23 protein-coding genes are annotated in these 22,440 nt (G+C 66.5%); 17 read left to right on the top strand and 6 right to left on the bottom strand.

The window, feature by feature from the left end; genetic code table 11:
- The first annotated feature begins 1 nt into the window (after position 1).
- The 8 genes from secY to IB227_RS05470 all read left to right on the top strand — a co-directional run bounded on the left by secY (position 2) and on the right by IB227_RS05470 (position 6,815).
- On the top strand, positions 2-1,357 hold the full coding sequence (gene secY / locus IB227_RS05505; protein WP_132862513.1) for a preprotein translocase subunit SecY: 1,356 nt from the start codon (positions 2-4) through the stop codon (positions 1,355-1,357).
- 349 nt (positions 1,358-1,706) lie between these two features.
- Positions 1,707-2,063, top strand: a complete 357-nt coding sequence (gene rpsM / locus IB227_RS05500; protein ID WP_054663350.1) for a 30S ribosomal protein S13 — start codon at positions 1,707-1,709, stop codon at positions 2,061-2,063.
- A 13-nt stretch (positions 2,064-2,076) separates the two neighbouring features.
- The gene (rpsK, locus tag IB227_RS05495; protein WP_054657227.1) at positions 2,077-2,469 is read left to right on the top strand and encodes a 30S ribosomal protein S11; all 393 of its coding nucleotides are present in this window, start codon (positions 2,077-2,079) and stop codon (positions 2,467-2,469) included.
- Between the two features lie 14 nt (positions 2,470-2,483).
- Positions 2,484-3,113, top strand: a complete 630-nt coding sequence (rpsD, locus tag IB227_RS05490) for a 30S ribosomal protein S4 (protein WP_057633112.1) — start codon at positions 2,484-2,486, stop codon at positions 3,111-3,113.
- 54 nt (positions 3,114-3,167) lie between these two features.
- Entirely contained in the window at positions 3,168-4,166 is a 999-nt protein-coding gene (rpoA, locus tag IB227_RS05485; RefSeq protein WP_132862514.1) for a DNA-directed RNA polymerase subunit alpha, read from the top strand.
- Between the two features lie 196 nt (positions 4,167-4,362).
- A complete protein-coding gene (rplQ, locus tag IB227_RS05480; protein WP_132862515.1) occupies positions 4,363-4,749 on the top strand; it encodes a 50S ribosomal protein L17 in 387 nt (128 codons plus the stop codon).
- A 145-nt stretch (positions 4,750-4,894) separates the two neighbouring features.
- A complete protein-coding gene (locus IB227_RS05475; protein WP_192286593.1) occupies positions 4,895-5,410 on the top strand; it encodes a disulfide bond formation protein B in 516 nt (171 codons plus the stop codon).
- A gap of 31 nt (positions 5,411-5,441) precedes the next feature.
- Positions 5,442-6,815 (top strand): 3-deoxy-7-phosphoheptulonate synthase class II, encoded by a 1,374-nt coding sequence (locus IB227_RS05470; protein WP_192286592.1) that lies wholly within the window; start codon positions 5,442-5,444, stop codon positions 6,813-6,815.
- Between the two features lie 81 nt (positions 6,816-6,896).
- Here IB227_RS05470 and IB227_RS05465 read toward each other — a convergent pair whose 3' ends face one another.
- Together IB227_RS05465 and typA are read right to left on the bottom strand one after the other, a co-directional pair.
- On the bottom strand, positions 6,897-7,370 hold the full coding sequence (locus IB227_RS05465) for a DUF2127 domain-containing protein (protein WP_132862518.1): 474 nt from the start codon (positions 7,368-7,370) through the stop codon (positions 6,897-6,899).
- Positions 7,371-7,375: 5 nt separating this feature from the next.
- Positions 7,376-9,205, bottom strand: coding sequence for a translational GTPase TypA (typA, locus tag IB227_RS05460; RefSeq protein ID WP_192286591.1), 1,830 nt, complete (start codon positions 9,203-9,205; stop codon positions 7,376-7,378).
- Positions 9,206-9,426: 221 nt separating this feature from the next.
- On the opposite strand from typA, the gene IB227_RS05455 reads away from it, so the two are divergent.
- The 6 genes from IB227_RS05455 (at position 9,427) to IB227_RS05430 (ending at position 15,581) form a co-directional block, all read left to right on the top strand.
- Positions 9,427-9,921, top strand: a complete 495-nt coding sequence (locus IB227_RS05455) for a peptidylprolyl isomerase (RefSeq protein WP_192286590.1) — start codon at positions 9,427-9,429, stop codon at positions 9,919-9,921.
- Positions 9,922-10,035: 114 nt separating this feature from the next.
- The gene (locus IB227_RS05450; RefSeq protein ID WP_192286589.1) at positions 10,036-11,019 is read left to right on the top strand and encodes a malate dehydrogenase; all 984 of its coding nucleotides are present in this window, start codon (positions 10,036-10,038) and stop codon (positions 11,017-11,019) included.
- Positions 11,020-11,119: 100 nt separating this feature from the next.
- Entirely contained in the window at positions 11,120-11,743 is a 624-nt protein-coding gene (locus IB227_RS05445; RefSeq protein ID WP_192286588.1) for an RluA family pseudouridine synthase, read from the top strand.
- A gap of 201 nt (positions 11,744-11,944) precedes the next feature.
- Complete coding sequence (gene prpE, locus IB227_RS05440; RefSeq protein ID WP_192286587.1) at positions 11,945-13,825, top strand: propionate--CoA ligase; 1,881 nt, start codon at positions 11,945-11,947, stop codon at positions 13,823-13,825.
- 132 nt (positions 13,826-13,957) lie between these two features.
- On the top strand, positions 13,958-14,446 hold the full coding sequence (locus IB227_RS05435; protein WP_192286586.1) for a hypothetical protein: 489 nt from the start codon (positions 13,958-13,960) through the stop codon (positions 14,444-14,446).
- 73 nt (positions 14,447-14,519) lie between these two features.
- Entirely contained in the window at positions 14,520-15,581 is a 1,062-nt protein-coding gene (locus tag IB227_RS05430) for a suppressor of fused domain protein (protein ID WP_192286585.1), read from the top strand.
- Between the two features lie 27 nt (positions 15,582-15,608).
- Here IB227_RS05430 and IB227_RS05425 read toward each other — a convergent pair whose 3' ends face one another.
- Positions 15,609-17,099, bottom strand: a complete 1,491-nt coding sequence (locus tag IB227_RS05425; RefSeq protein WP_192286584.1) for an ATP-binding protein — start codon at positions 17,097-17,099, stop codon at positions 15,609-15,611.
- Positions 17,096-17,815: a response regulator transcription factor gene (locus IB227_RS05420; RefSeq protein WP_192286583.1), complete on the bottom strand. Its 720-nt coding sequence runs from the start codon at positions 17,813-17,815 to the stop codon at positions 17,096-17,098. The genes IB227_RS05425 and IB227_RS05420 overlap by 4 nt, the downstream gene beginning before the upstream one ends.
- Positions 17,816-17,959: 144 nt before the next feature.
- Between IB227_RS05420 and msrB the strand changes: the two genes are divergently transcribed.
- Genes msrB through msrA form a run of 3 tightly spaced genes read left to right on the top strand, consistent with a single transcriptional unit; the run spans position 17,960 to position 21,012 of the window.
- Positions 17,960-18,463, top strand: coding sequence for a peptide-methionine (R)-S-oxide reductase MsrB (msrB, locus tag IB227_RS05415; protein ID WP_192286582.1), 504 nt, complete (start codon positions 17,960-17,962; stop codon positions 18,461-18,463).
- 33 nt (positions 18,464-18,496) lie between these two features.
- A complete protein-coding gene (locus IB227_RS05410; RefSeq protein WP_192286581.1) occupies positions 18,497-20,263 on the top strand; it encodes a cytochrome c biogenesis protein DipZ in 1,767 nt (588 codons plus the stop codon).
- Between the two features lie 14 nt (positions 20,264-20,277).
- Positions 20,278-21,012, top strand: a complete 735-nt coding sequence (gene msrA / locus IB227_RS05405) for a peptide-methionine (S)-S-oxide reductase MsrA (RefSeq protein WP_192286580.1) — start codon at positions 20,278-20,280, stop codon at positions 21,010-21,012.
- 78 nt (positions 21,013-21,090) lie between these two features.
- Here msrA and IB227_RS05400 read toward each other — a convergent pair whose 3' ends face one another.
- Both IB227_RS05400 and IB227_RS05395 read right to left on the bottom strand, forming a co-directional pair.
- Positions 21,091-21,708, bottom strand: a complete 618-nt coding sequence (locus IB227_RS05400; RefSeq protein WP_192286579.1) for a glutathione S-transferase N-terminal domain-containing protein — start codon at positions 21,706-21,708, stop codon at positions 21,091-21,093.
- A gap of 102 nt (positions 21,709-21,810) precedes the next feature.
- Positions 21,811-22,269, bottom strand: coding sequence for a cell wall hydrolase (locus IB227_RS05395; protein ID WP_132862532.1), 459 nt, complete (start codon positions 22,267-22,269; stop codon positions 21,811-21,813).
- Positions 22,270-22,440: the final 171 nt, after the last annotated feature.

The raw sequence follows: 22,440 nt of genomic DNA, 5'->3' as shown, positions 1-22,440 counted from the left end.
CATGGCGCAAGCTGGCATCGGTAACCTCGCGGGCGGGATGGGCAAGTTCACGGAACTTCGCCAGCGTCTTCTGTTCGTACTCGGGGCATTGCTCGTCTATCGCATCGGCTGCTACGTGCCGGTGCCGGGCGTCAATCCCGATGCCATGCTTGCGCTGATGCAGGCGCAGGGCGGCGGTATCGTGGACATGTTCAACATGTTCTCGGGCGGCGCCCTGCACCGTTTCAGCATTTTCGCGCTGAACGTCATGCCGTACATCTCGGCATCGATCGTGATGCAGCTGGCCGTCCACATCTTCCCCGCGCTCAAGGCGATGCAGAAGGAAGGTGAGTCCGGTCGTCGCAAGATCACCCAGTATTCGCGCATCGGCGCGGTGCTGCTGGCGGTGGTGCAGGGCGGCAGTATCGCGCTGGCGCTGCAGAACCAGCTGTCGCCGGGCGGTGCCCCGGTGGTGTACGCCCCGGGCCTGGCCTTCGTGTTCACCGCCATCGTGGCGCTGACCGCAGGCACCATGTTCCTGATGTGGGTGGGCGAGCAGGTCACCGAGCGTGGCATCGGCAACGGTGTGTCGCTGATCATCTTCGCCGGCATCGTGGCAGGCCTGCCGGCCGCCGTGATCCACACCGTGGAAGCGTTCCGCGACGGCAGCATGAGCTTCATCTCGCTGCTGATCATCGCCCTGGTGGTGCTGGCCTTCACTTATTTCGTGGTGTTCGTCGAGCGCGGCCAGCGCCGCATCACCGTCAATTACGCCCGCCGTCAGGGTGGCCGTAATGCGTACATGAACCAGACCTCGTTCCTGCCGCTGAAGCTGAACATGGCGGGCGTGATCCCGGCCATCTTCGCCTCCAGCATCCTGGCCTTCCCGGCCACCCTGGCGATGTGGTCCGGCCAGGCCAGCTCCGCGACCTGGCTGCAAAAGGTCGCCAACGCGCTGGGTCCGGGCGAGCCGCTGCACATGATCGTGTTCGCCGCGCTGATCACCGGTTTCGCGTTCTTCTACACCGCGCTGGTGTTCAACTCGCAGGAAACCGCCGACAACCTCAAGAAGTCGGGTGCGCTGATCCCGGGTATCCGTCCGGGCAAGGCCACCGCCGAATACATCGACGCCGTGCTGACCCGCCTGACGGCCGCGGGCTCGCTGTACCTGGTCATTGTCTGCCTGCTGCCGGAAATCATGCGCACGCAGCTCAATGCCTCGTTCTACTTCGGTGGCACCTCGCTGCTGATCGTGGTGGTCGTGGTGATGGACTTCATTGCCCAGATCCAGGCCCACCTGATGTCGCACCAGTACGAGAGCCTGCTCAAGAAGGCCAACCTGAAGGGCGGCAACCGCGGCGGTTTTGCACGCGGCTGATTCACCCGGTATACTTTCCGCTTCATAGCGGTCAAGGCCGCCCCGGTACCCGGGGCAGGCCTTCCAGACAGAAGGGCGGTCCCCGCAGCGGTCTTGGGTGGGGGTGCGATGTGGTTGTTCCGCGCGGGAGTAGCGCGGGCGGCTTGAAGGGCAACCTTCCTGCCAGGCACATCCGGCGCCGGAGCATGGGCACACTCCCCATGCCGGGTCCATGGAACCTTGTGTTCCACGGGCTTCCAAGCAAACCAAGACCTTGTTAGTATCGCTAGTTCACTTTTTTGATCCATCCTGCCGGATTGGCGCGCCTGTCGGTGCGTATTCGGCCATCACTCAGCTGGAGAACCGCGTCATGGCGCGTATTGCAGGCGTCAACCTGCCAGCCCAGAAGCATGTCTGGGTCGGGTTGCAAAGCATTTACGGCATCGGCCGTACCCGCTCGAAGAAGGTCTGCGAAGCCGCAGGCGTTACTTCGACCACCAAGATCCGCGACCTGTCGGAGCCGGAAATCGACCGTCTGCGCCTTGAAGTGGGCAAGTACATCGTCGAAGGCGACCTGCGTCGTGAAGTCGGCATCGCAATCAAGCGTCTGATGGACCTGGGCTGCTACCGCGGTCTGCGTCACCGTCGCGGCCTGCCGCTGCGCGGCCAGCGCACCAAGACCAATGCTCGCACCCGCAAGGGTCCGCGCAAGGCTCTGAAGAAGTAAGGGACCCTAGAAAATGGCTAAGCCCGCTGCTGCTAAGACCAAGAAGAAGATCAAGCGCGTCGTCACCGACGGCGTTGCCCACGTCCACGCTTCGTTCAACAACACCATCGTGACCATCACCGACCGCCAGGGCAATGCACTGTCCTGGGCGACCTCCGGTGGCGCCGGTTTCCGTGGCTCGCGTAAGTCGACTCCGTTCGCTGCCCAGGTTGCCGCCGAAAAGGCTGGCAAGGCTGCGCTGGACTACGGCCTGAAGTCGCTGGAAGTCCGCATCAAGGGTCCGGGTCCGGGCCGTGAGTCGGCCGTGCGTTCGTTGAACAACGTCGGCTACAAGATCACCAACATCATCGACGTGACGCCTATCCCGCACAACGGGTGCCGTCCGCCGAAGAAGCGTCGCGTCTAAAGGAGCGATAAGAAATGGCTCGTTATATCGGTCCTACCTGTAAGCTCGCCCGCCGCGAAGGCGCCGACCTCTCCCTGAAGAGCCCGGCCCGCGCGTTGGACTCCAAGTGCAAGCTGGAGCAGAAGCCCGGCCAGCACGGCGCGACCGCCCGCAAGGGCAAGCTGTCCGACTACGCCACCCAGCTGCGTGAAAAGCAGAAGGTCAAGCGTATCTACGGTCTGCTGGAGCGTCAGTTCCGCAACTACTACAAGAAGGCCTCGACCAAGAAGGGCAACACCGGCGAGAACCTGCTGCAGTTGCTGGAAACCCGTCTGGACAACGTCGTCTACCGCATGGGCTTCGCTGTGACCCGTCCGGCTGCCCGTCAGCTGGTCTCGCACCGCGGCGTCACGGTCAACGGCAAGTCGGTGAACCTGGCTTCGTACCAGGTCAAGGCTGGCGACGCGATCGCCCTGTCCGAGAAGGCTGCCAAGCAGCTGCGCGTCCAGGAAGCCCTGGTTGTCGCTGAACAGCACGACCTCAGCCCGTCGTGGGTCGAAGTCGATTCGAAGAAGTTCAGCGGCGTGTTCAAGGCCGTTCCGGATCGCGCCGACCTGCCTGCGGATATCAACGAAGCGCTGATCGTCGAGTTGTATTCGAAGTAATTCACAATGGAGAACCTCCGGGTTGCACCGGAGGTTCGCAGGAGAACCCGCAACATGACGGTTACCGCAAACCAGGTTCTGCGTCCTCGCGGTCCGCAGATCGAACGCCTTACCGAGACCCGCGCCAAGGTCGTGATCGAACCGTTGGAGCGTGGTTACGGGCATACGCTGGGCAACGCCCTGCGTCGCGTGCTGCTGTCGTCCATCCCGGGCTTCGCCATTACCGAAGTCGAGATCGACGGCGTGCTTCACGAGTACACCACGCTGGAAGGCCTGCAGGAGGACGTGCTCGAAGTCCTGCTGAACCTGAAGGACGTGGCCATTCGCATGCATTCCGGCGACAGCGCCACGCTCTCCCTGTCCAAGCAGGGCCCGGGCATCGTGACCGCTGCCGACATCAAGGTTGACCATAACGTCGAAGTGATCAACGGCGACCACGTGATCTGCCACCTGACCAAGGACGCGGCGATCAACATGCGTCTGAAGATCGAGCGTGGCTTCGGCTACCAGCCGGCTGCCTCGCGCCGCCGTCCGGACGAAGAGTCGCGTGCGATCGGTCGTCTGGTGCTGGACGCTTCGTTCTCGCCGGTCCGTCGCGTCGCCTATTCGGTGGAAGCGGCCCGCGTCGAGCAGCGTACCGACCTGGACAAGCTGGTCATCGATATCGAAACCAACGGCACGATCGATGCCGAGGAAGCCGTCCGCACCGCGGCCGACATCCTCAGCGATCAGCTGTCGGTGTTCGGTGACTTCACCCACCGCGATCGCGGTGCGGCCAAGCCGGCCAACAACGGCGTGGATCCGGTGCTGCTGCGCCCGATCGACGACCTGGAGCTGACCGTGCGTTCGGCCAACTGCCTGAAGGCCGAGAGCATCTACTACATCGGTGATCTGATCCAGAAGACCGAAGTGGAACTGCTCAAGACCCCGAACCTGGGCAAGAAGTCGCTGACCGAAATCAAGGAAGTGCTGGCTCAGCGTGGCCTGTCGCTTGGCATGAAGCTGGAGAACTGGCCGCCGGCCGGTGTCGCCGCTCACGGCATGCTTGGTTGATAGCAGCATCTGTTCCCCCGCATGGGTGACCATGCGGGGGAATGTTGTAGGCAGTACCCGCGTAGACGGCTGACAAGGCCGCTGCGCCGGTCGTCCAGGGATAGGGCGGCCAGGACCATCCGCAGTCCATGCAGCAACGCCACGACGGCGACAACGAAGTCCAACGTCTCATCATTCAATCTAAGGAATCTGTCCCATGCGTCACCAGAAGTCTGGCCGTAAGTTCAGCCGCACCAGCGCCCACCGCGAAGCGATGTTCAAGAACATGGCTGCCTCGCTGTTCAAGCACGAGCTGATCAAGACCACCCTGCCGAAGGCCAAGGAACTGCGCCGCGTTGCCGAGCCGCTGATCACCCTGGCCAAGGTCGACTCCGTCGCCAACCGCCGCCTGGCCTTTGCCCGCCTGCGTGACAAGGAAGCCGTCGGCAACCTGTTCACCATCCTGGGCCCGCGCTACGCCACCCGTCCGGGCGGCTACCTGCGCCTGCTGAAGTGCGGCTTCCGTGCCGGCGACAACGCTCCGATGGCCTACGTCGAGCTGGTCGACCGTCCGGCCGCCGTTGCTGAAGAAGTCGCCGAGTAATCGCGACCTTCCATCCTGCAAGGGATGAAACAGAAGCCCGGCCTTGGCCGGGCTTTCTGCTTATGGGAAGTCGTCATGGCCGCAGGTGCTGTTGCACTGCGGCCGGGCTGGTACTCTTGCCGGATGGTTGAAACGGGTTGATGTGATGAATCCTTTGCGGTGGAGTTTTCGGGCCCAGTGCCTGACCGGTTTCCTGGTCTGCGCCGGGCTGTTGGCGTTCGCGATCTTCATGCAGATCAGGATGGGCCTGGAGCCGTGTCCGCTCTGCATCTATCAGCGCATCGCCTTTGCGGCGGTGGGCGTGCTGTTCCTGCTCGGCGCCCTGCACGGGCCGGCCAGTCGCGGCGGGCGCGCGTTCTATGGCGTGCTGGTGTTCCTCGCCGCGGCCGTCGGCATGGGCATCGCTGGGCGCCACGTCTACGTGCAGTTGCTGCCGAAGGACCTGGGCAGCAGCTGTGGTCCGCCGCTGAGCTTCCTGGCCGAAACGATGGGCCCGTTCGAGGTGTTCCGCACCGTGCTGACCGGCACCGGTGATTGCGGCAACATCGACTGGACGTTCCTGGGCCTGAGCATGCCGATGTGGAGCCTGGTGTGGTTCGTGCTGCTGGGCCTGGGTGCCCTGTATGCAGGCTTCCGCGCGCGCAAGACGCGCCTGTTCTGACTATTTCCCACGTACTGAAACGGTAATCCCCATGAGTTTGTCCCCCTCCCAGCCCGTGGCCGCCATCGATTCGACCTGGGCGCCCGACAGCTGGCGTGGCCGGCCGGCGTTGCAGATGCCGGCCTATCCTGATGCGGCGGCGCTGGAATCGGCGCTGGCCGAATTGCGGCAACTGCCGCCGCTGGTGACCTCCTGGGAGATCTTCGCGCTCAAGCAGCAGTTGGCCGAGGCGCAGGAGGGCAAGCGCTTCCTGTTGCAGGGGGGCGATTGCGCCGAGAACTTCGCCGACTGCGGGTCGGGCACCATCTCCAACCGGCTCAAGGTGCTGCTGCAGATGAGCCTGGTGCTGGTGCACGGCCTGCGCAAGCCGGTGATCCGGGTCGGACGCTTCGCCGGCCAGTACGCCAAGCCGCGTTCTGCCGATACCGAGACACGCGATGGCGTGACCCTGCCGAGCTATCGCGGTGACGTGATCAATGCACCGGAGTTCACCGAGGCCGCGCGCGTGCCGGACCCGCAGCGGATGATCACCGCGCACTCGCGCTCGGCGCTGACGATGAATTTCGTGCGGGCGTTGATCGATGGAGGCTTCGCCGACCTGCACCACCCAGAGTACTGGAACCTGGCGTGGATGCGCTGCTCGCCGCTGGCCGGGGAGTACCAGGAGATGGTGGCCTCGATCGGCGATGCGGTGCGCTTCATGGAGACGCTCTCCGGCGCGCAGGTGCACAACCTCAACCGGGTGGATTTCTACACCTCGCACGAGGCGCTGTTGTTGCCCTACGAGCAGGCGTTGACCCGGCAGGTGCCGCGCCAGACCGGCTGGTTCAACCTCAGCACGCATTACCCGTGGATCGGCATGCGTACCGCCGCGCTGGACGGTGCACACGTGGAGTACCTGCGCGGCGTTCGCAACCCGATCGCGATCAAGGTGGGGCCGTCGGTGCAGCCGGACCAGCTGCTGCGCCTGATCGACGTGCTCAACCCGGACGATGAGCCGGGCCGACTGAGCTTCATCCACCGCATGGGCGCGACGCAGATCGTCGAGAAGCTGCCGCCCTTGCTGGACGCGGTGAAGCGCGACGGCCGGCGGGTGCTGTGGGTGTGCGATGCGATGCATGGCAATACCGAGAGCACCAGCAATGGCTTCAAGACGCGCCGCTTCGACAACATCCGCAACGAGGTCGAGCTGTCGTTCGACCTGCATGCCGCGGCCGGTACGCGCCTGGGCGGCGTGCATCTGGAGCTGACCGGGGAGGACGTCACCGAGTGCACCGGCGGCGCGCGGGAGCTGACCGAGCGTGACCTGGAGCGTGCCTATCGTTCCAGTGTTGATCCGCGCTTGAACTACGAGCAGTCGCTGGAGATCGCGATGGCGATCGTGCGCAAGCAGGGCGTTCGCTAGAGCCTGGAGCGGGGCCATGCGCCGCTGACGCTTTGCGGGGAAGGCCCATGCCGAGCATGACTCGGCACGACCAGGCGTGGCTCAGTGCTTGCGGCGCTTGCCGATATCGCGGGCCAGGACCCAGACCACGAGGACGTTGACCGCCAGCAGCAGCCAGGAGGCCCAGCCGGGGTGCTTGATGATGGCGTACACGTCCAGTGGCAGGTACAGGGCGGCGGAGATGCAGCCCAGCCAGGAGGCCCAGGCCTTGGCGCGCCACAGGCCCCAGGCCTCGAGCACGCGTAGCAGGCCATAGCCGACCAGGGCGGCGGCGCCCAGGTGCACGGTGTCGGGGGTGATCAGGTTCAGCAGCGAGGAGAACGAGCCCTGCTCGGGATCGCCGCCGATGCGCAGGATCAGCGCATTGATGATGGTGCGCAGCGGCGCCGGCCCGGAGATTTCCAGGCCAGCGGCGGCGAGAAAGGCCAGGACGGCCTTTCCCGCTTCCAGCAGCGCGATGGCTGCCAGACCCGGATGCGCATGCGGATCCGGGTTGTAGGGCGTGTTGCCGGCCAAGTGGATCAGCCCGCGCGCGAGGCCTTCTTGCGGTCGCTCTCGGTCAGGTGCTTCTTGCGCAGGCGGATTTCCTTCGGGGTGATTTCGACCAGTTCGTCGTCATCAATGAAGTCCAGGGCCTGTTCCAGCGAGAACTTGATCGCCGGGGTCAGCTGGATCGCGTCGTCCTTGCCCGAAGCGCGCATGTTGGTCAGCGGCTTGGTCTTGATCGCGTTGACGGTCAGATCGTTGTCCTTGGAGTGGATGCCGATCAGCTGGCCTTCGTACACGTTGTCGCCTTCAGCGGCGAACAGCTTGCCGCGTTCCTGCAGCGGGCCCAGCGAGTAGGCCGGGGTGGCACCCGGGGCATTGGCGATCATCACGCCGTTCAGGCGCTTGGCGATGGCGCCCTGTTCCTTCGGGCCGTAGTGGTCGAACACGTGGAACAGCAGGCCCGAACCCTGGGTCAGGGTCTTGAACTCGTTCTGGAAGCCAATCAGGCCACGCGCCGGGATCTTGAAGTCCAGGCGCACGCGGCCCTTGCCGTCCGGTTCCATGTTCTCCAGCAGCGCCTTGCGGGTGCCGAGCTTCTCCATCACGCCGCCCTGATGCTGCTCTTCGATATCCACCACCAGCTGCTCGATCGGCTCCATCATCTGGCCGTCGATTTCCTTGATGATCACTTCCGGGCGCGAGACGGCCAGCTCGTAGCCTTCACGACGCATGGTTTCGATCAGCACCGACAGGTGCAGTTCGCCACGGCCGGAGACCAGGAACTTGTCGGCGTCTTCGAGCTGCTCGACCTTCAGTGCCACGTTGTGCACGGTCTCGCGCTCCAGGCGCTCCTTGAGCTGGCGGCTGGTCAGGAACTTGCCGCCGGACAGGTCCTTGTTGCCGGCGAACGGCGAGTTGTTGACCTGGAAGGTCATCGAGATGGTCGGCTCGTCGACGGTCAGCGCCGGCAGCGCTTCGGGGTTGTCCAGGGCGCAGACGGTGTCGGAGATGGTCAGCTCCTGGATGCCGGAGATGGCGATGATGTCGCCGGCCTGGGCTTCCTCGACCTCGATGCGCTCCAGGCCCATGAAGCCCAGCACCTGCAGGACCTTGCCCTGGCGCTTCTTGCCTTCACGGTCGATCACGATGACCGGCTGGTTCTTCCTGACCTTGCCGCGCTGGATGCGGCCGATGCCGATCACGCCGACGAAGTTGTTGTAGTCCAGCTGGCTGATGCGCATCTGGAACGGGCCATCGGCCTCGACTTCCGGCACCGGCACGTACTTCATGATCGCTTCGTACAGCGGGGTCATGTCGCCGTCACGGACGGTGTCTTCCAGGCCGGCGTAGCCGTTCAGGCCCGAGGCGTAGACGATCGGGAAGTCCAGCTGCTCGTTGGTGGCGCCGAGCTTGTCGAACAGGTCGAACACCTGGTCGATGACCCAGTCCGGACGGGCGCCCGGGCGGTCGACCTTGTTGACCACGACGATCGGCTTGAAGCCCATCGCGAAGGCCTTCTGGGTGACGAAGCGGGTCTGCGGCATCGGGCCGTCCATCGCGTCGACCAGGATCAGCACCGAGTCGACCATCGACAGCACGCGCTCCACTTCACCGCCGAAGTCGGCGTGTCCGGGGGTGTCGACGATGTTGATGCGGTTGCCATTCCACTTGATGGCCGTGTTCTTGGCCAGGATGGTGATGCCGCGTTCCTTTTCCTGGTCGTTGCTGTCCATCACGCGCTCGGCCAGCACGGTGCGCTCGGACAGGGTGCCGGACTGCTTGAGCAGCTGGTCGACGAGGGTGGTCTTGCCATGGTCGACGTGGGCGACGATGGCGATGTTGCGAAGATTTTCGATGGACATGCGAAAGGGGGCCAGTCGGCGCCGGATTTGGAGAAATGAGTTCAACATTATACGTCGACAATGACGTTTCGCGAAAAATCCGTGTGACCGGCGGAATGGCCCATTCAGCAAGCCTTGACGCCCCCCGACAGGCCAGCCTCCGGCGCCTGGGCAGGGGGCGAGGCCGGAAAGTGAGGTGTAAACTAGGCGGCTCTGGAAACACACACTTCCCAAGGATCCACATGTCCCTGATCGCCCACTTCGATACGTCCCGCGGCCCGATCAAGGTCGAGCTGTTCGCCGACAAGGCGCCGCTGACCGTCGCCAACTTCGTCAACCTGGCCAAGCACGGCTTCTACGACGGCCTGGCGTTCCACCGCGTGATCGCCGACTTCATGATCCAGGGCGGCTGCCCGGAAGGCTCCGGCCGCGGCGGCCCGGGCTACCGCTTCGAGGACGAGACCAACAACGGCGTGCGCCATGAGCGCGGCGTGCTGTCCATGGCCAATGCCGGCCCGAACACCAACGGCAGCCAGTTCTTCATCACCCACATCAAGACCGATTGGCTGGACGGCAAGCACACCGTGTTCGGCAAGGTGCTCGAAGGCCTGGACGTGGTCGATGCGGTCAAGCAGGGTGATGCGATCAACAAGATCACCATCGAAGGCGATGTCGACGCCGTGCTGGCCGCCAAGGCCGACCGCGTCGCTGAGTGGAACAAGGTCCTCTCGGCCTGATCCGGATTCGACGGTCGCCGTGCAGGCGGCCGTTTTTGCTTGAGGCCCGGTTTCCGCCGTGCGGCGGCGGCCGGGTTTGACCCCACAAAACGCTTCTTAGCAGAGGAAACCCCCATGAAAGCACCCGTTCGTGTTGCCGTAACCGGCGCTGCCGGCAATATCGGTTACGCCCTGCTGTTCCGCATCGCTTCCGGCGAAATGCTGGGCAAGGACCAGCCGGTCATCCTGCAGCTGCTCGAGATCGACAACGAAAAGGCCCAGGCCGCCCTGCAGGGCGTGGTCATGGAACTGGAAGACTGCGCCTTCCCGCTGCTGGCCGGCGTGGTGACCACCGCTGACCCGCTGGTGGCCTTCAAGGACGTCGACGTGGCCCTGCTGGTTGGCGCGCGTCCGCGCGGCCCGGGCATGGAGCGCAAGGACCTGCTGCTGGAAAACGCCAAGATCTTCACCGTGCAGGGCAAGGCCCTGAACGCCGTCGCCAAGCGCGATGTGAAGGTGCTGGTGGTCGGCAACCCGGCCAACACCAATGCCTACATCGCCATGAAGTCGGCCCCGGACCTGGATCCGAAGAACTTCACCGCCATGCTGCGCTTGGACCACAACCGTGCGCTGAGCCAGCTGGCTGCCAAGACCGGCAAGACCGTGGACAGCTTCGAGAAGTTCACCGTGTGGGGCAACCACAGCCCGACCATGTACCCGGACTACCGCTTCGCCACCACCGGCGGCGCCTCGGTGGCCGAGCTGATCAACGACCAGGAATGGAACGCCAGCACCTTCATCCCGACCGTCGGCAAGCGCGGCGCGGCCATCATCGCCGCCCGTGGCCTGTCCTCGGCCGCCTCGGCCGCCAACGCCGCCATCGACCACGTCCATGACTGGGTGCTGGGCAGCAACGGCAAGTGGGTGACCATGGGCGTGCCGTCCGACGGCTCCTACGGCATCCCCGAAGGCGTGGTGTTCGGCTTCCCGGTGACCACCGAGAACGGCCAGTACACGATCATCAAGGACCTGCCGATCGACGACTTCTCCAAGAAGTACATCGACATCACCCTGGGCGAGCTGGAAGAAGAGCGCGCCGGCGTGGCCGACCTGCTCTGATCGCAGCGCGCCAGCGTGATGCAATGGAAAGGGGAAGCTACGGCTTCCCCTTTTTTGTAGGGCACTGCGTATTGCAATGCCAGGCGCTGTGTTGATCGGCATGAACGACGAAACCATCCTCCATTACCTTGACGACTCCCTGCTGGTCGCCGAAAAGCCGGCCGGGTTGCTGTCCGTGCCCGGCCGCCTGCCGGAGAACCAGGATTGCCTGGTGTCGCGCCTGCAGGTGCTGTATCCGGATGCGTTGACGGTGCACCGGTTGGACCAGGTGACCTCGGGGCTGATGTTGTATGCGCGCGGCAAGGGGATACAGGCGGCGTTGTCGGCGCAGTTCGAAAAGCGCGTGGTCAGCAAGCGCTACGAGGCCGTGGTGCAGGGGGTGATCGAAGGGGATGCCGGTGAAGTCGCGTTGCCTTTGATCTGTGATTGGCCGAACCGGCCCAGGCAGATGGTGGACTTCGAACGCGGCAAGCCGGCGTTGACGCGCTGGCGGGTGCTGGCGCGGGATGTGGAGGCGCAACGCACGCGGGTCGAGCTGGAGCCGGTGACCGGGCGTAGCCACCAACTGCGGCTGCACATGGCCAGCCTGGGCCACCCGATCGTGGGTGACGTGATGTACGGGGCGCAGCCGGCAGGGCGCGTGCAGCTGCATGCGTGCCGGTTGGGGTTCGTGCACCCGGTGAGCGGGCAGGTTGTGGAGTTTGTTTCGAAAAGCCCTTTTTGAGGCAGGAGCGACCCTCACCCCAACCCCTCTCCCGCGTGCGGGAGAGGGGCTCGAATTGCTGCGGCGCGTACGGCACTAGTCCCGCACGCGGGAGAGGGGTTGGGGTGAGGGCCGGCTTTGGTCGTACGACCATCGTCGCAGGGAGCGGCCCAGTCCTCCGGACTATGCTCGGCTCAGGCCAGGCAGGTTCCGGAGGGTGTCATGCAGTACGAGCAGATCTACCGCCGTTCCATCGAAGCGCCGGAGGCGTTCTGGGCCGAGGAGGCCAAGGCGATCCATTGGCATCGTCCACCGCAGCAGATCCTGGACTACTCCAATCCACCGTTCCGGCGTTGGTTCGTCGGTGGTGAAACCAACCTCTGCTACAACGCGGTCGACCGGCACCTGGCCGAACGTGCCGACCAGCTGGCGCTGGTCGCCATTTCCACCGAGACCAACATCACCCGCGAGATCACCTACCGCGAGCTGTACCGCGAAGTGAACGCCTTCGCCGCGGTGCTCAAGCGGCTGGAGGTCGGCCGTGGTGACCGGGTGGTGATCTACATGCCGAACATGGCCGAGGCGGTGTTCGCGATGCTCGCCTGCGCACGCATCGGCGCGGTGCACTCGGTGGTGTTCGGCGGTTTTGCCGCGCACAACTTGGCGCTGCGCATCGACGATGCCCAGCCAAAGCTGCTGATCGCCGCCGATGCCGGCATGCGCGGCGGCAAGGTGATCCCCTACAAGCCGATGGTCGATGCCGCCTGTGCGGAAGCGCAGGCCCCGCCGCCGAAGGTGCTGATCGTCTCGCGCGGGCTGGATGCCGCCGAGCCGAAGGTGCCCGGCCGTGACGAGGACTACGCCACGCTGCGCGCGCAGGTGGGTGAGGCGGAGGTGCCGGTGGAGTGGCTGGAATCCAACGAGCCCAGCTATCTGCTGTATACCTCGGGCACCACCGGCAAGCCGAAGGGCGTGCAGCGTGACGTGGGGGGCTACGCGGTGGCGATGGCGCAGTCGATGCGCACGGTGTTCGACTGCGCGCCGGGGCAGGTGATGTTCTCCACGTCCGATGTTGGCTGGGCGGTGGGGCATTCCTACAACGTGTACGGGCCGCTGATTGGTGGCTGCACGTCGCTGTTATACGAAGGCCTGCCGATCCATCCGGATGCCGGCATCTGGTGGGCGCTGTGCGAGCAGTACGGCGTGCGCACGATGTTCTCCTCGCCCACGGCCATCCGCGTGTTGAAGAAGCACGACGTAGACTTCATCCATCGCCACGACCTGTCCGAGCTGAAGTACCTGTTCCTGGCCGGCGAGCCGCTGGACGAGCCGACCGCGCAGTGGATCAGCGGTGCGCTGCACAAACCGGTGATCGACAACTACTGGCAGACCGAAACCGGTTGGCCGGCGCTGACCCTGTTGCCGGGGCTGGAGATGAAGCAGGTGAAGTTCGGCTCCCCCGGCTTCCCCAACCTGGGTTACCGGATGAAGGTGATCGACGAGCAGAGCGGGGCGGAAGTGGCACCGGGCCAGAAGGGCGTGCTGGTGATCCAGCCGCCGTTGCCGCCGGGATGCATGAGCACGGTCTGGAACGACGACGATCGCTTCCTCAAGAGCTATTTCAGCCACTTCAAGGAGCTGCTGTACAGCTCGCTGGACTGGGCGATCCGCGACGAGGACGGCTACACCTTCATCCTTGGCCGCACCGATGACGTGATCAACGTGGCCGGGCACCGGCTGGGCACGCGCGAGATCGAGGAGGCCATCTCCGGGCATCCACGGGTGGCCGAGGCGGCGGTGATCGGCGTGCACGATGAGCTCAAGGGCCAGGTGCCCTTGGTGTTCGTCACCCTGAAGCAGGCCGCCACGGCCGAGGAGGTCGAGGGGCTGGCCGCGGAGATGGTGCAACGGGTGACCGGCTCGCTGGGAGCGGTGGCCCGTCCGGCCCACGTGCATATCGTCAACGCGCTTCCCAAGACGCGTTCGGGTAAGCTGCTGAGGCGTTCGTTGCAGGCATTGGCGGAACGGCGCGACCCGGGGGACCTGTCGACACTCGACGACCCGGGCGCTCTGGAGGAAATCCGCCGCGCGCTGGGGACCTAGCGCAGCCGGGCCGGTGGGCCGCAAGGGCGGCGATCGCAAGGGGGCGGTACGTGTACAGGTAAGCGGATCCGGGGCGGGGGCCCCGGGTCAATGGCGCGTGCCGTGTTTGCGATGCACAACCGAGGAGGGGGAATGGCATTGATCCATGCCAAGACGGCCGCTGGCCGCCAGGAAATCGAGGACCGTGGCCTGCGCCTGGCCGCAGGGTTGCGGTCGGTACTGCTGCTGGTGGACGGGCAGCGTGACGGCAACGAACTGCGGCAGATGGCGCTGGGGCTGCGTGCGCCGGATGACGTGCTTGAACAACTCTCGGCGCTGGGGCTGATCGAAGTGGTCGGTGGCAGCGTCGATCGGGCACCGGCGGCGCCGGTGGCTCCGCTGACCAGCCATCTGGGCGACGATCCGCTGCGCTACCAGCAGTTGCGTGACTGGATGTCCGAAACGGTTCGCAAGCACCTGGGCCTGAAGGGCTACATGATCCAGCTCAGGATCGACCGTTGCCGCGATGCACCGGGGCTGGAACAGCTGTGGCCGGACGTGGCCGGTGCGCTGGGCAAGGCCAAGAGCCCGGCATTCGCCAGCCGTTGGCTGGAAGAGACGCGCGCCAAGGTACTGGCCTGACCGCCGCGCGGCATGCCGGCGATCCACCGCACGGGCACTATCATGGCCGCTCGTACCCAGTGGAGCAGCAGGCATGGACCAGCAGGACAACGGCGGGATCAGCACCGCGGGATGGGATGCCATCAACGCCGCGTTGGCGGCGCTGTACCCGGGGCAGGAGCCGAGGCACTACGGCACCGTGGTGTCGCATACGCTCGGTGGCAATGATCCGCTGGATGGGATCAGCATCTACTGGAACGATGCGCCGCAGCCGCACTGGCATTACGTCACCTACGGGTTCTCCGAGCTGTACGACAAGCAGAGCGAGGACCTGGAGGAAAGCGGCTTCGGCTTCGAGCTGACCTTCCGGCTGGCCGCCCAACCTGGCGAACACCGTGAAGGCACCCCGCCGAGCTGGCCGATGAACCTGCTGCAGAACCTCGCGCGCTATGTGTTCAGCAGTGGCAACGTGTTCGAAGCCGGGCACCACCTCGATGCCAATGGCCCGATCGCGCTGGACAGCCCCACCCAGCTGCGCCACCTGGCATTCGTGAACGACCCGCAGCTGCCGCCGATCCCCAGCGCCAACGGCCGGCTCGCGTTCCTGCAGCTGGTCGGCCTGACCGACGAGGAGATGGCGGCGGTCAAGCGTTGGTCCACGCAGGGCGTGCTGGATGTGTTCCTGCCGGCGATGCCGCTGTGGATCACCGAGCTGGCGCGGCCCTCGCTGCTGGAGGATCCGGCGGTGGCGGCGCAACTGGAGGCAGGCAGCCAGCGGGAAGGCTCCAGCACCGGCATGTTGTTCGTGGAGATGCTGGACTGGTCGGTCGAAGGGCCACTGACCACGCTGGTGCTGGGCGCCGGCCAGGTCGCCAGCGTGCTGGAACTGCTGCCGTTGCGCCTGCATCACGACAAACCGCTGCTGATCCTGGCCAATGACCGCCAGTGGCGTTTCGAGCCGGGTGTCGCCGACGATGTGCAGAGTGACGCCGACAGCGTGCGCTGCGTGCTGTCCGATGCCAGCCTGGCGGCGATGCTGGCCAGTGTGCGGCCCGAGCGCGGCCTCTACCCGCTGCCGGGCGGACGCTTGCAGGTGGAGGTACGGCCGACGCTGCTGCGCGACGGGCAGGGTGAGGTGATCCGCGAGATTGGTTGAGGCATGGCCGCCGGTGATGGACGGCGATCAGTTGCCGGACGGGCGCGGGTGCCTTCCGGCGACGGGCAGCGAGAACTCGAAGCGCGCGCCTTCGTCGCCGTCGGCGAGCGTGATCCGGCGGTGGTGCAGCTGAAGGATGCGGTGCACGATCAACAGGCCCAGCCCGCCGCTGTCCGGGCGCTGGCTGCCCAGTGCCGGCGGCGTGCTGAACAACTGCGCGCGCCGCTCCGGGGCAATGCCCGGGCCGGTATCGGAAACGCTGACCTGTACCTCGCCGGCAACGGCCTGCAGGGTCACCTGCACGTGCCCGCCTTCCGGCGTGTGGCGGATGGCGTTGTCGAGCAGGTTGGTCAGCACGCGCTCGATCAGTCCCAGGTCGGCCTCCACGGCGGGCAGCCCGGCCGGGATCCCGGCGCGCAGCGATTGCCGGCGCGCCTGCGCGGCCAGTTCGAATTTCTGGAACACGTCCTGGACCAGGTCCGGCAGCGAGAAGGCCTGCAGGTCCAACACCACGCCGCCGTGCTCCAGCCGCGCCAGTTCGAACAGTGCCTGCGCCAGCCGGCCGACCTTGTTGCTCTGTGACAGGGCGATGGCGAGGTAGCGCTGGCGTTCCTCGGGGCTGAGCGTGGCGTCCTTGAGCGCCAGCGTTTCCAGATAGCCATGCAGCGAGGACAGCGGCGTGCGCAGGTCGTGCGAGATGTTGGCGACCAGTTCGCGTCGTTGCAGGTCCTGCTGGCGCAGCTGCTGCCATTGCTCGCCGATGCGCTGGGCCATGTGGGTGAAGCTGTGCTGCAGGATGGTGAGTTCATCGCGTTCGCCCGGCCGCGGGGCGCGCGGTGCGGGCAGCCTGGCCGGTGCGCCGGCTTCCATGTCGAAGGCCTGGATGTCATCGGTGAGCTGGCGCAGCGGCCGCGTCACCCAGCGGAAGGCGACCACGCCGGCGAGCAGGCCGACCCCCGCGACGATGGCCAGCGACCACAACGTGGTGCGCAGGCTGGTGCTGGCGGCGACGTTCGCGGCCAATGCCTCGTGTTGTTCGCCGACCAGCACCACGTAGATGTAGCCGACCTGGCGGCCCTGCACGACCAGCGGCGCGGCGTTGAACACCTTGCGCCCGCCGAGGCTGCGCGGGTCGTCGCCGAGGATCGGCAAGGCCGCGCCAGCCAGCAGCGCCTGCACCGGGGCCAGGTCGACGCGGTCGCGCTTGAGGTGCCCATCCGGCGCGTCGTGGCCGAGGATGCGGCCCTGGTCGTCGAGCAGGTAGACCTCGACGCTGGGGTTGACCGCCATCAGCTTGCCGAACAGCGCGCGGACCTCGCCTTCGCGCATGCCGCCGGCATCCATCAATTCGCCGCGGCGCGCGATGTGCTCGGCCAGGCCGCGCGACAGGCGCTGCACGGTTTCCTGCTCGTGCATGCGCGTGCTGCGCATCTGTATCCACGCCAACGCGCCGCAGCACACCAGCAGCAATGCGCAGAACACCACCGACAGGCGCTGGGAGAGGGTGAGCCGGTTCATGCCGTGCTCCCGTCGTCGCTGGCCAGCTTGTAGCCGCGCCCCCACACGGTGAGGATGCGCCGCGGTTCGGCCGGGTCGCGTTCGATCTTGTTGCGCAGGCGGTTGATGTGGGTGTTGACGGTGTGTTCGTAGCCATCATGGCGATGGCCCCAGACCTGGTTGAGCAGGTCCATGCGCGAGTACACCTGGTCCGGATGACGGGCGAAGAAGTACAGCAGGTCGAACTCGCGCGGAGTGAGGTCCAGCGGGGTGCCGTCCACCTGGGCGGTGCGTGCCACCGGGTCGATGCGGACGCCGGCGGTCTCGATCTCGCCGGCATCGACGCGGGCGTTCTGCGCCATGGCTTCGACACGGCGCAGCAGCGCCTTGACCCGTGCCACCAGTTCCAGCATCGAGAACGGCTTGGCCAGGTAATCGTCGGCGCCCAGTTCCAGGCCAAGGATGCGGTGCACCTCGCTGGCACGCGCGCTGGTGATGATGATCGGCGTGTAGCGCGTCATCGCACGCGCACGCCGGCAGATCTCCAGCCCGTCCACGCCGGGCAGCATCAGGTCCAGCACCAGCGCGCTCCATTGCTGGTCCTCGAGCAGGCGCAGGCCTTCGTCACCCGTGGCGGCGTGGGTGACGTCATAGCCTTCGTCGCGCAGGTGCATGCGCAGCAGGTTGGCGATGTGGGCATCGTCTTCGACGATCAGGACACGTTTTGCACTGCTCATCGGCAGGTCGGAGCCAGCGGGGAGATGGCGCCATTGTCGATGGATAACGGCGGCGATGTGTCACGGAAAATTTAACTCTGCGTGAGGATTCGTTGACCGTCGCGGGCACAGCATGGGCACATCATCCCTACCAGGAGATTGGCCATGTCCCTCACCCGTCGCAGATTGCTGGGCATCGGTGGCAGCCTGGCCGCGGCCAGCCTGTTCGGCCTCAGTGGCTGCGGCCGTGCCGCGCCGGCGACCGCCGCCACCGGGCACCGCTTCGAGGTCATGCACAGCGAGGCGCAATGGCGGCAGCTGCTGACGCCGGGGCAGTACGCGGTGTTGCGCGGGCAGGGCACCGAGCGGCCGTTCAGCAGCCCGCTCAACGACGAGCATCGGCGCGGCACGTTTGCCTGCGCCGGTTGCGCGCTGCCGCTGTTTTCCTCGGCCACCAAGTTCGACAGCGGCACCGGCTGGCCCAGTTTCTGGGCACCGCTGCACGGCGCGGTGGAACAGGCGCGCGACACCAGCTTCGGCATGGTGCGTGCGGCCGTGCACTGCCACCGGTGCGGCGGCCATCTCGGCCATGTCTTCAATGACGGCCCGCGCCCGACCGGCCTGCGCTACTGCATGAACGGCGTGGCCCTGCAGTTCATGGCGGCCTGAGCGCCGTCCACGTTCCCCGACAAGGATTCCTCCATGCTCCTGTTCGTGCTTGCTTACCTGGGTGGCGTGCTCACCCTGCTCAGCCCCTGCATCCTGCCGGTGCTGCCGTTCGTGTTCGCCCGGGCCGACCGGCCGTTCCTGCGCAGCGGCCTGCCGTTGCTGCTGGGGATGGCGTTGATGTTCGCGGTGGTGGCGAGCCTGGCGGCGGTCGGCAGCCATTGGGTGGTGCAGGCCAACCAGGTCGGGCGCTGGATCGCGCTGGTGGTGATGGCGCTGTTCGCGCTGGCGTTGTTGTGGCCGGCCTTGGCTGAGCGCCTGTTGTCGCCGCTGCAGCGGCTGGGCGCGCGGCTGGGCACGGTGGCTGACAGTGCCGCCGATGCCGGCCGGGGCGGGGTGATGACCTCGCTGCTGCTGGGCGTGGCCACTGGCCTGTTGTGGGCGCCTTGTGCCGGGCCGATCCTCGGCCTGATCCTGACCGGCGCGGCGTTGCAGGGCGCCAATGCCGGCACCTCCGGGCTGTTGCTGGCCTATGCGCTGGGCGCGGCCACTGCGCTGGGATTGGCAGTGTGGGTCGGCGGGCGCGTGTTCGCGGCGTTGAAGCGGCGGCTGGGGACCAGCGAGTGGATCCGGCGGGGCCTGGGCGCGGCGGCATTGCTGGCGGTGGTTGCGATCGCAATGGGCTGGGACACCGGGCTGCTGACCCGTGCCTCCACGCCCAGTACCACCCGGCTGGAGCAGGGCCTGCTGGACCGCTGGCACACGCCTGCCCGCGGGGCGGGGCCGGCGATGATGATGATGGCCGCTGACCCCAGCGCGGGTGCGGCTTTGCCGGTCGAGGGCGCATTGCCTTCGCTGGCCGGTGCAACGGCCTGGCTCAACGGCCCGCCGCTGGAGGCCGCAACGCTGCGCGGCAAGGTGGTGCTGGTCGATTTCTGGACCTATTCCTGCATCAACTGCCTGCGCACCTTGCCGTACGTGCGGCAGTGGGCCGAGCGCTACCGCGACCACGGGCTGGTGGTGATCGGCGTGCATGCACCGGAGTTCGCCTTCGAACGTGACCGCGACAACGTGGAGCGTGCGGTGAAGGAACTGGGCATCACCTATCCGGTGGCCATCGACAACGAGTACGCGATCTGGCGCGGCTTCGACAACCACTACTGGCCGGCGCACTACTTCATCGATGCGCAGGGGCGCATCCGTGCCCACCACTTCGGTGAGGGCGACTACGCCAACTCCGAGCAGATCATCCGCCAGCTGCTGCGCGAGGCGGGCAACCCGTTGCCCGGCGAGGCGCCGACCATGATGGGTGGCGCACAGGAAGGCGTGGCCTTGCAGGCGGACATGGACAACCTGCGGTCGCCGGAAACCTACATCGGCCATGCGCGCGCCGAGCACTTTGCCTCGCCGGGCGGGCAGAAGCCCGGCCAGGTGGCTGACTACCGGGCGCCGACGTCGCTGCAGCTCAACCAGTGGGCGCTCGCCGGCCGCTGGAAAGTGGAGGGCGAAGACGCGCAGCTGCAGCAGCGCGGCGGTCGCATCGTGTTCCGTTTCCATGCCCGTGACCTGCATCTGGTGCTGGCGCCCCGCGACCCGGCCCATCCGGTGCGCTTCCGCGTGCGCATCGATGGCAAGGCACCCGGTGCCGACGCCGGCGGCGACGTATCGGCCAGCGGTGAGGGCCGTGTCGACGAGAACCGCCTGTACCAATTGATCCGCCAACACGGCGATGTCCAGGAACGCAGCTTCGAGATCGAATTCCTGGATCCGGACGTGCGTGCCTACGCCTTCACCTTTGGTTGAACCGGGAGCAGACGATGAAGATCGCAACGGAAAAATGGGTGGCCGGCGGCATAGCGATGGCCGTTGCCGGCCTGCTGATGGCGATGGTGCTGGGCATGGGCCGGCCGGTGCAGGCGGCGCCGGCCAAGGTCCCGGTGCCGGCCGCCGCCGGCGCGGCGGACCTGCACCAGCCTGGCATGCGGCACGCCCGGGTGGTGTTTGCCGGTGGCTGCTTCTGGGGCGTGCAGGGCGTGTTCCAGCACGTGAAGGGCGTGCAGAGCGCGGCGTCCGGTTACATCGGTGGCAGCGCTGCCGACGCCCACTATGCGCGGGTCAGCAGCGGAACCACTGGCCATGCCGAAGCGGTGCAGGTCACCTACGACCCGGCCCAGGTCAGTTACGCGCAGCTGATGCAGGTGTTCTTCTCGGTGGTGCACGACCCGACCCAGTTGAACCGGCAGGGGCCGGACCATGGCAGCCAGTACCGTTCGGCGATCTATGCCGACGATGCGGGCATGCGTGCGGCGAGCCTGGCCTACATCGCGCAGCTGCAGCGTAGTGGCGTGTTCCCCGCGCCATTGGCCACCCGCGTGGACGGAGGCAAGGCGTTCTACGTGGCCGAGGGCTATCACCAGAACTACCTCGCGCTGCATCCGGATGCGCTGTACGTGCGCATCAACGACCTGCCGAAGGTGGAGGCGCTCAGGCAGCAGTACCCGGCCCTGTACCGGCAGACGCCGCAGCTGATGATGACGGTGTCGGTGCGCTGAGCCGGCGAGGGCGCCGAAAACGCAACGGGCCGCCGGCAACTGTACCGGCGGCCCGTGATGTGCGCGGTGGCGCGAGGCTCAGCTCAGGCCTTCGGCCTGCATCGCGGCCTGCACCGCGGCGTCGGCGCGCAGGCGCTGCTCATAGCGGTCCAGCGCGTCCAGGCCGCTCAGGTCGACCTTGGTGCCACGGGCCCAGCGCAGGGTCACGAAGGCATAGGCATCGGCGATCGACGGGCGCGGCGTGCCGCCCAGCCAGTCGACCTGTGCCACGCGGTCGTTGATGCGCTGGAAGTAGCCGCGCAGCTTCTCGCGCGCGTTCTGCTGGGTCAGCGCGATGGCCGCCTCGTCGCCCAGGTACTTGGTCGAACCGAAGATCGGGTGGAAGGCCGGATGCACGTCGGCGTTGACGAAGGACAGCCAACGGTCCACTTCGGCACGGGTGCGCAGGTCGCTGCCACCATCGAGCGCGGCCTGAGGGGCCTTGCCGCTGATGTAGTGCAGGATGGCGGCATTCTGGGTCAGCACCCAGCCGTCGTCCTCGAGCACCGGCACCGCACCGGCCGGGTTCCTGGCCAGGAATTCCGGCGACTTCATGGTGGCGTAGTCGACAACCTCCGCCTCGAACGGCAGGCCGGACCAGATCAGGGTGATGTGGTCGGCCAGCGAGCAGGCGCCTGGCTTGGTGTAGAGCTTCATGCGGGTCCTGGAGGAAAGGAATGGACCCGCATTATCGCCACAACCGGGGAATGACCGGTGATGGCGCGGTGGCACGCACTGTCCGGACGCTGGGACGCGGGCTCAGGACGAACGCGGCTTGAGCGACTGCACCTTATAGAAGGTGTGCCCGCCGATGGTGGCCACCTGATAGGCGTTGCGCCAGCTTGGGCTGGCGATGGCGTGGGCGGCGAAGTGGCTGGCGCCCGGCACGATCTCCTTGCGCTCCCCGGCCGGCAGCGCCCAGTTGCGCTCGGCGGCGAAGGCCACGTCGACGGCTTCGGCCCAGGCGTCGTCATTGCGCAGTTGGGTACCCGGTGCCACCAGGGTAGGGGCGAACTGCTTGCGTGCCGTCACCACCTGGCACATCGAGTCCCCCCACAGGCCACTGTCGAGGCGGCGCAGGGCGACTTCGGCGACGGCCTGTTGGCCGCGCAGGGTCTGGTCGCGGGCTTCCAGGTAAACGGTGGTGCTCAGGCACAACGAGTCGGCTGCCGGCTGCGGCAACATCTGCGACAGCCAGAGAATCCAGGCCAGTTTCATAAATCTCCTTGCTCCGTGTGGGCCACGGCCGCCGGGTTCCGGATATCGGATGGAACCAGGGACAACCGCGACTTGGCGTTATGGGGAGGCGGCCGTGGCATCGGGGCCGCCCCGTGGGCGGCCCTCGATCAGATCGGGGAGGGCCGCGCCTTGCTCACCGGAACTGGTGGG

This window comes from Stenotrophomonas sp. STM01 (assembly GCF_014852135.1).
Taxonomy (GTDB): Bacteria; Pseudomonadota; Gammaproteobacteria; order Xanthomonadales; family Xanthomonadaceae; genus Stenotrophomonas; species Stenotrophomonas capsici.
Note: the sequence above shows the minus strand (reverse complement) of the source record. Positions and strands in the feature narration are given on the sequence as shown.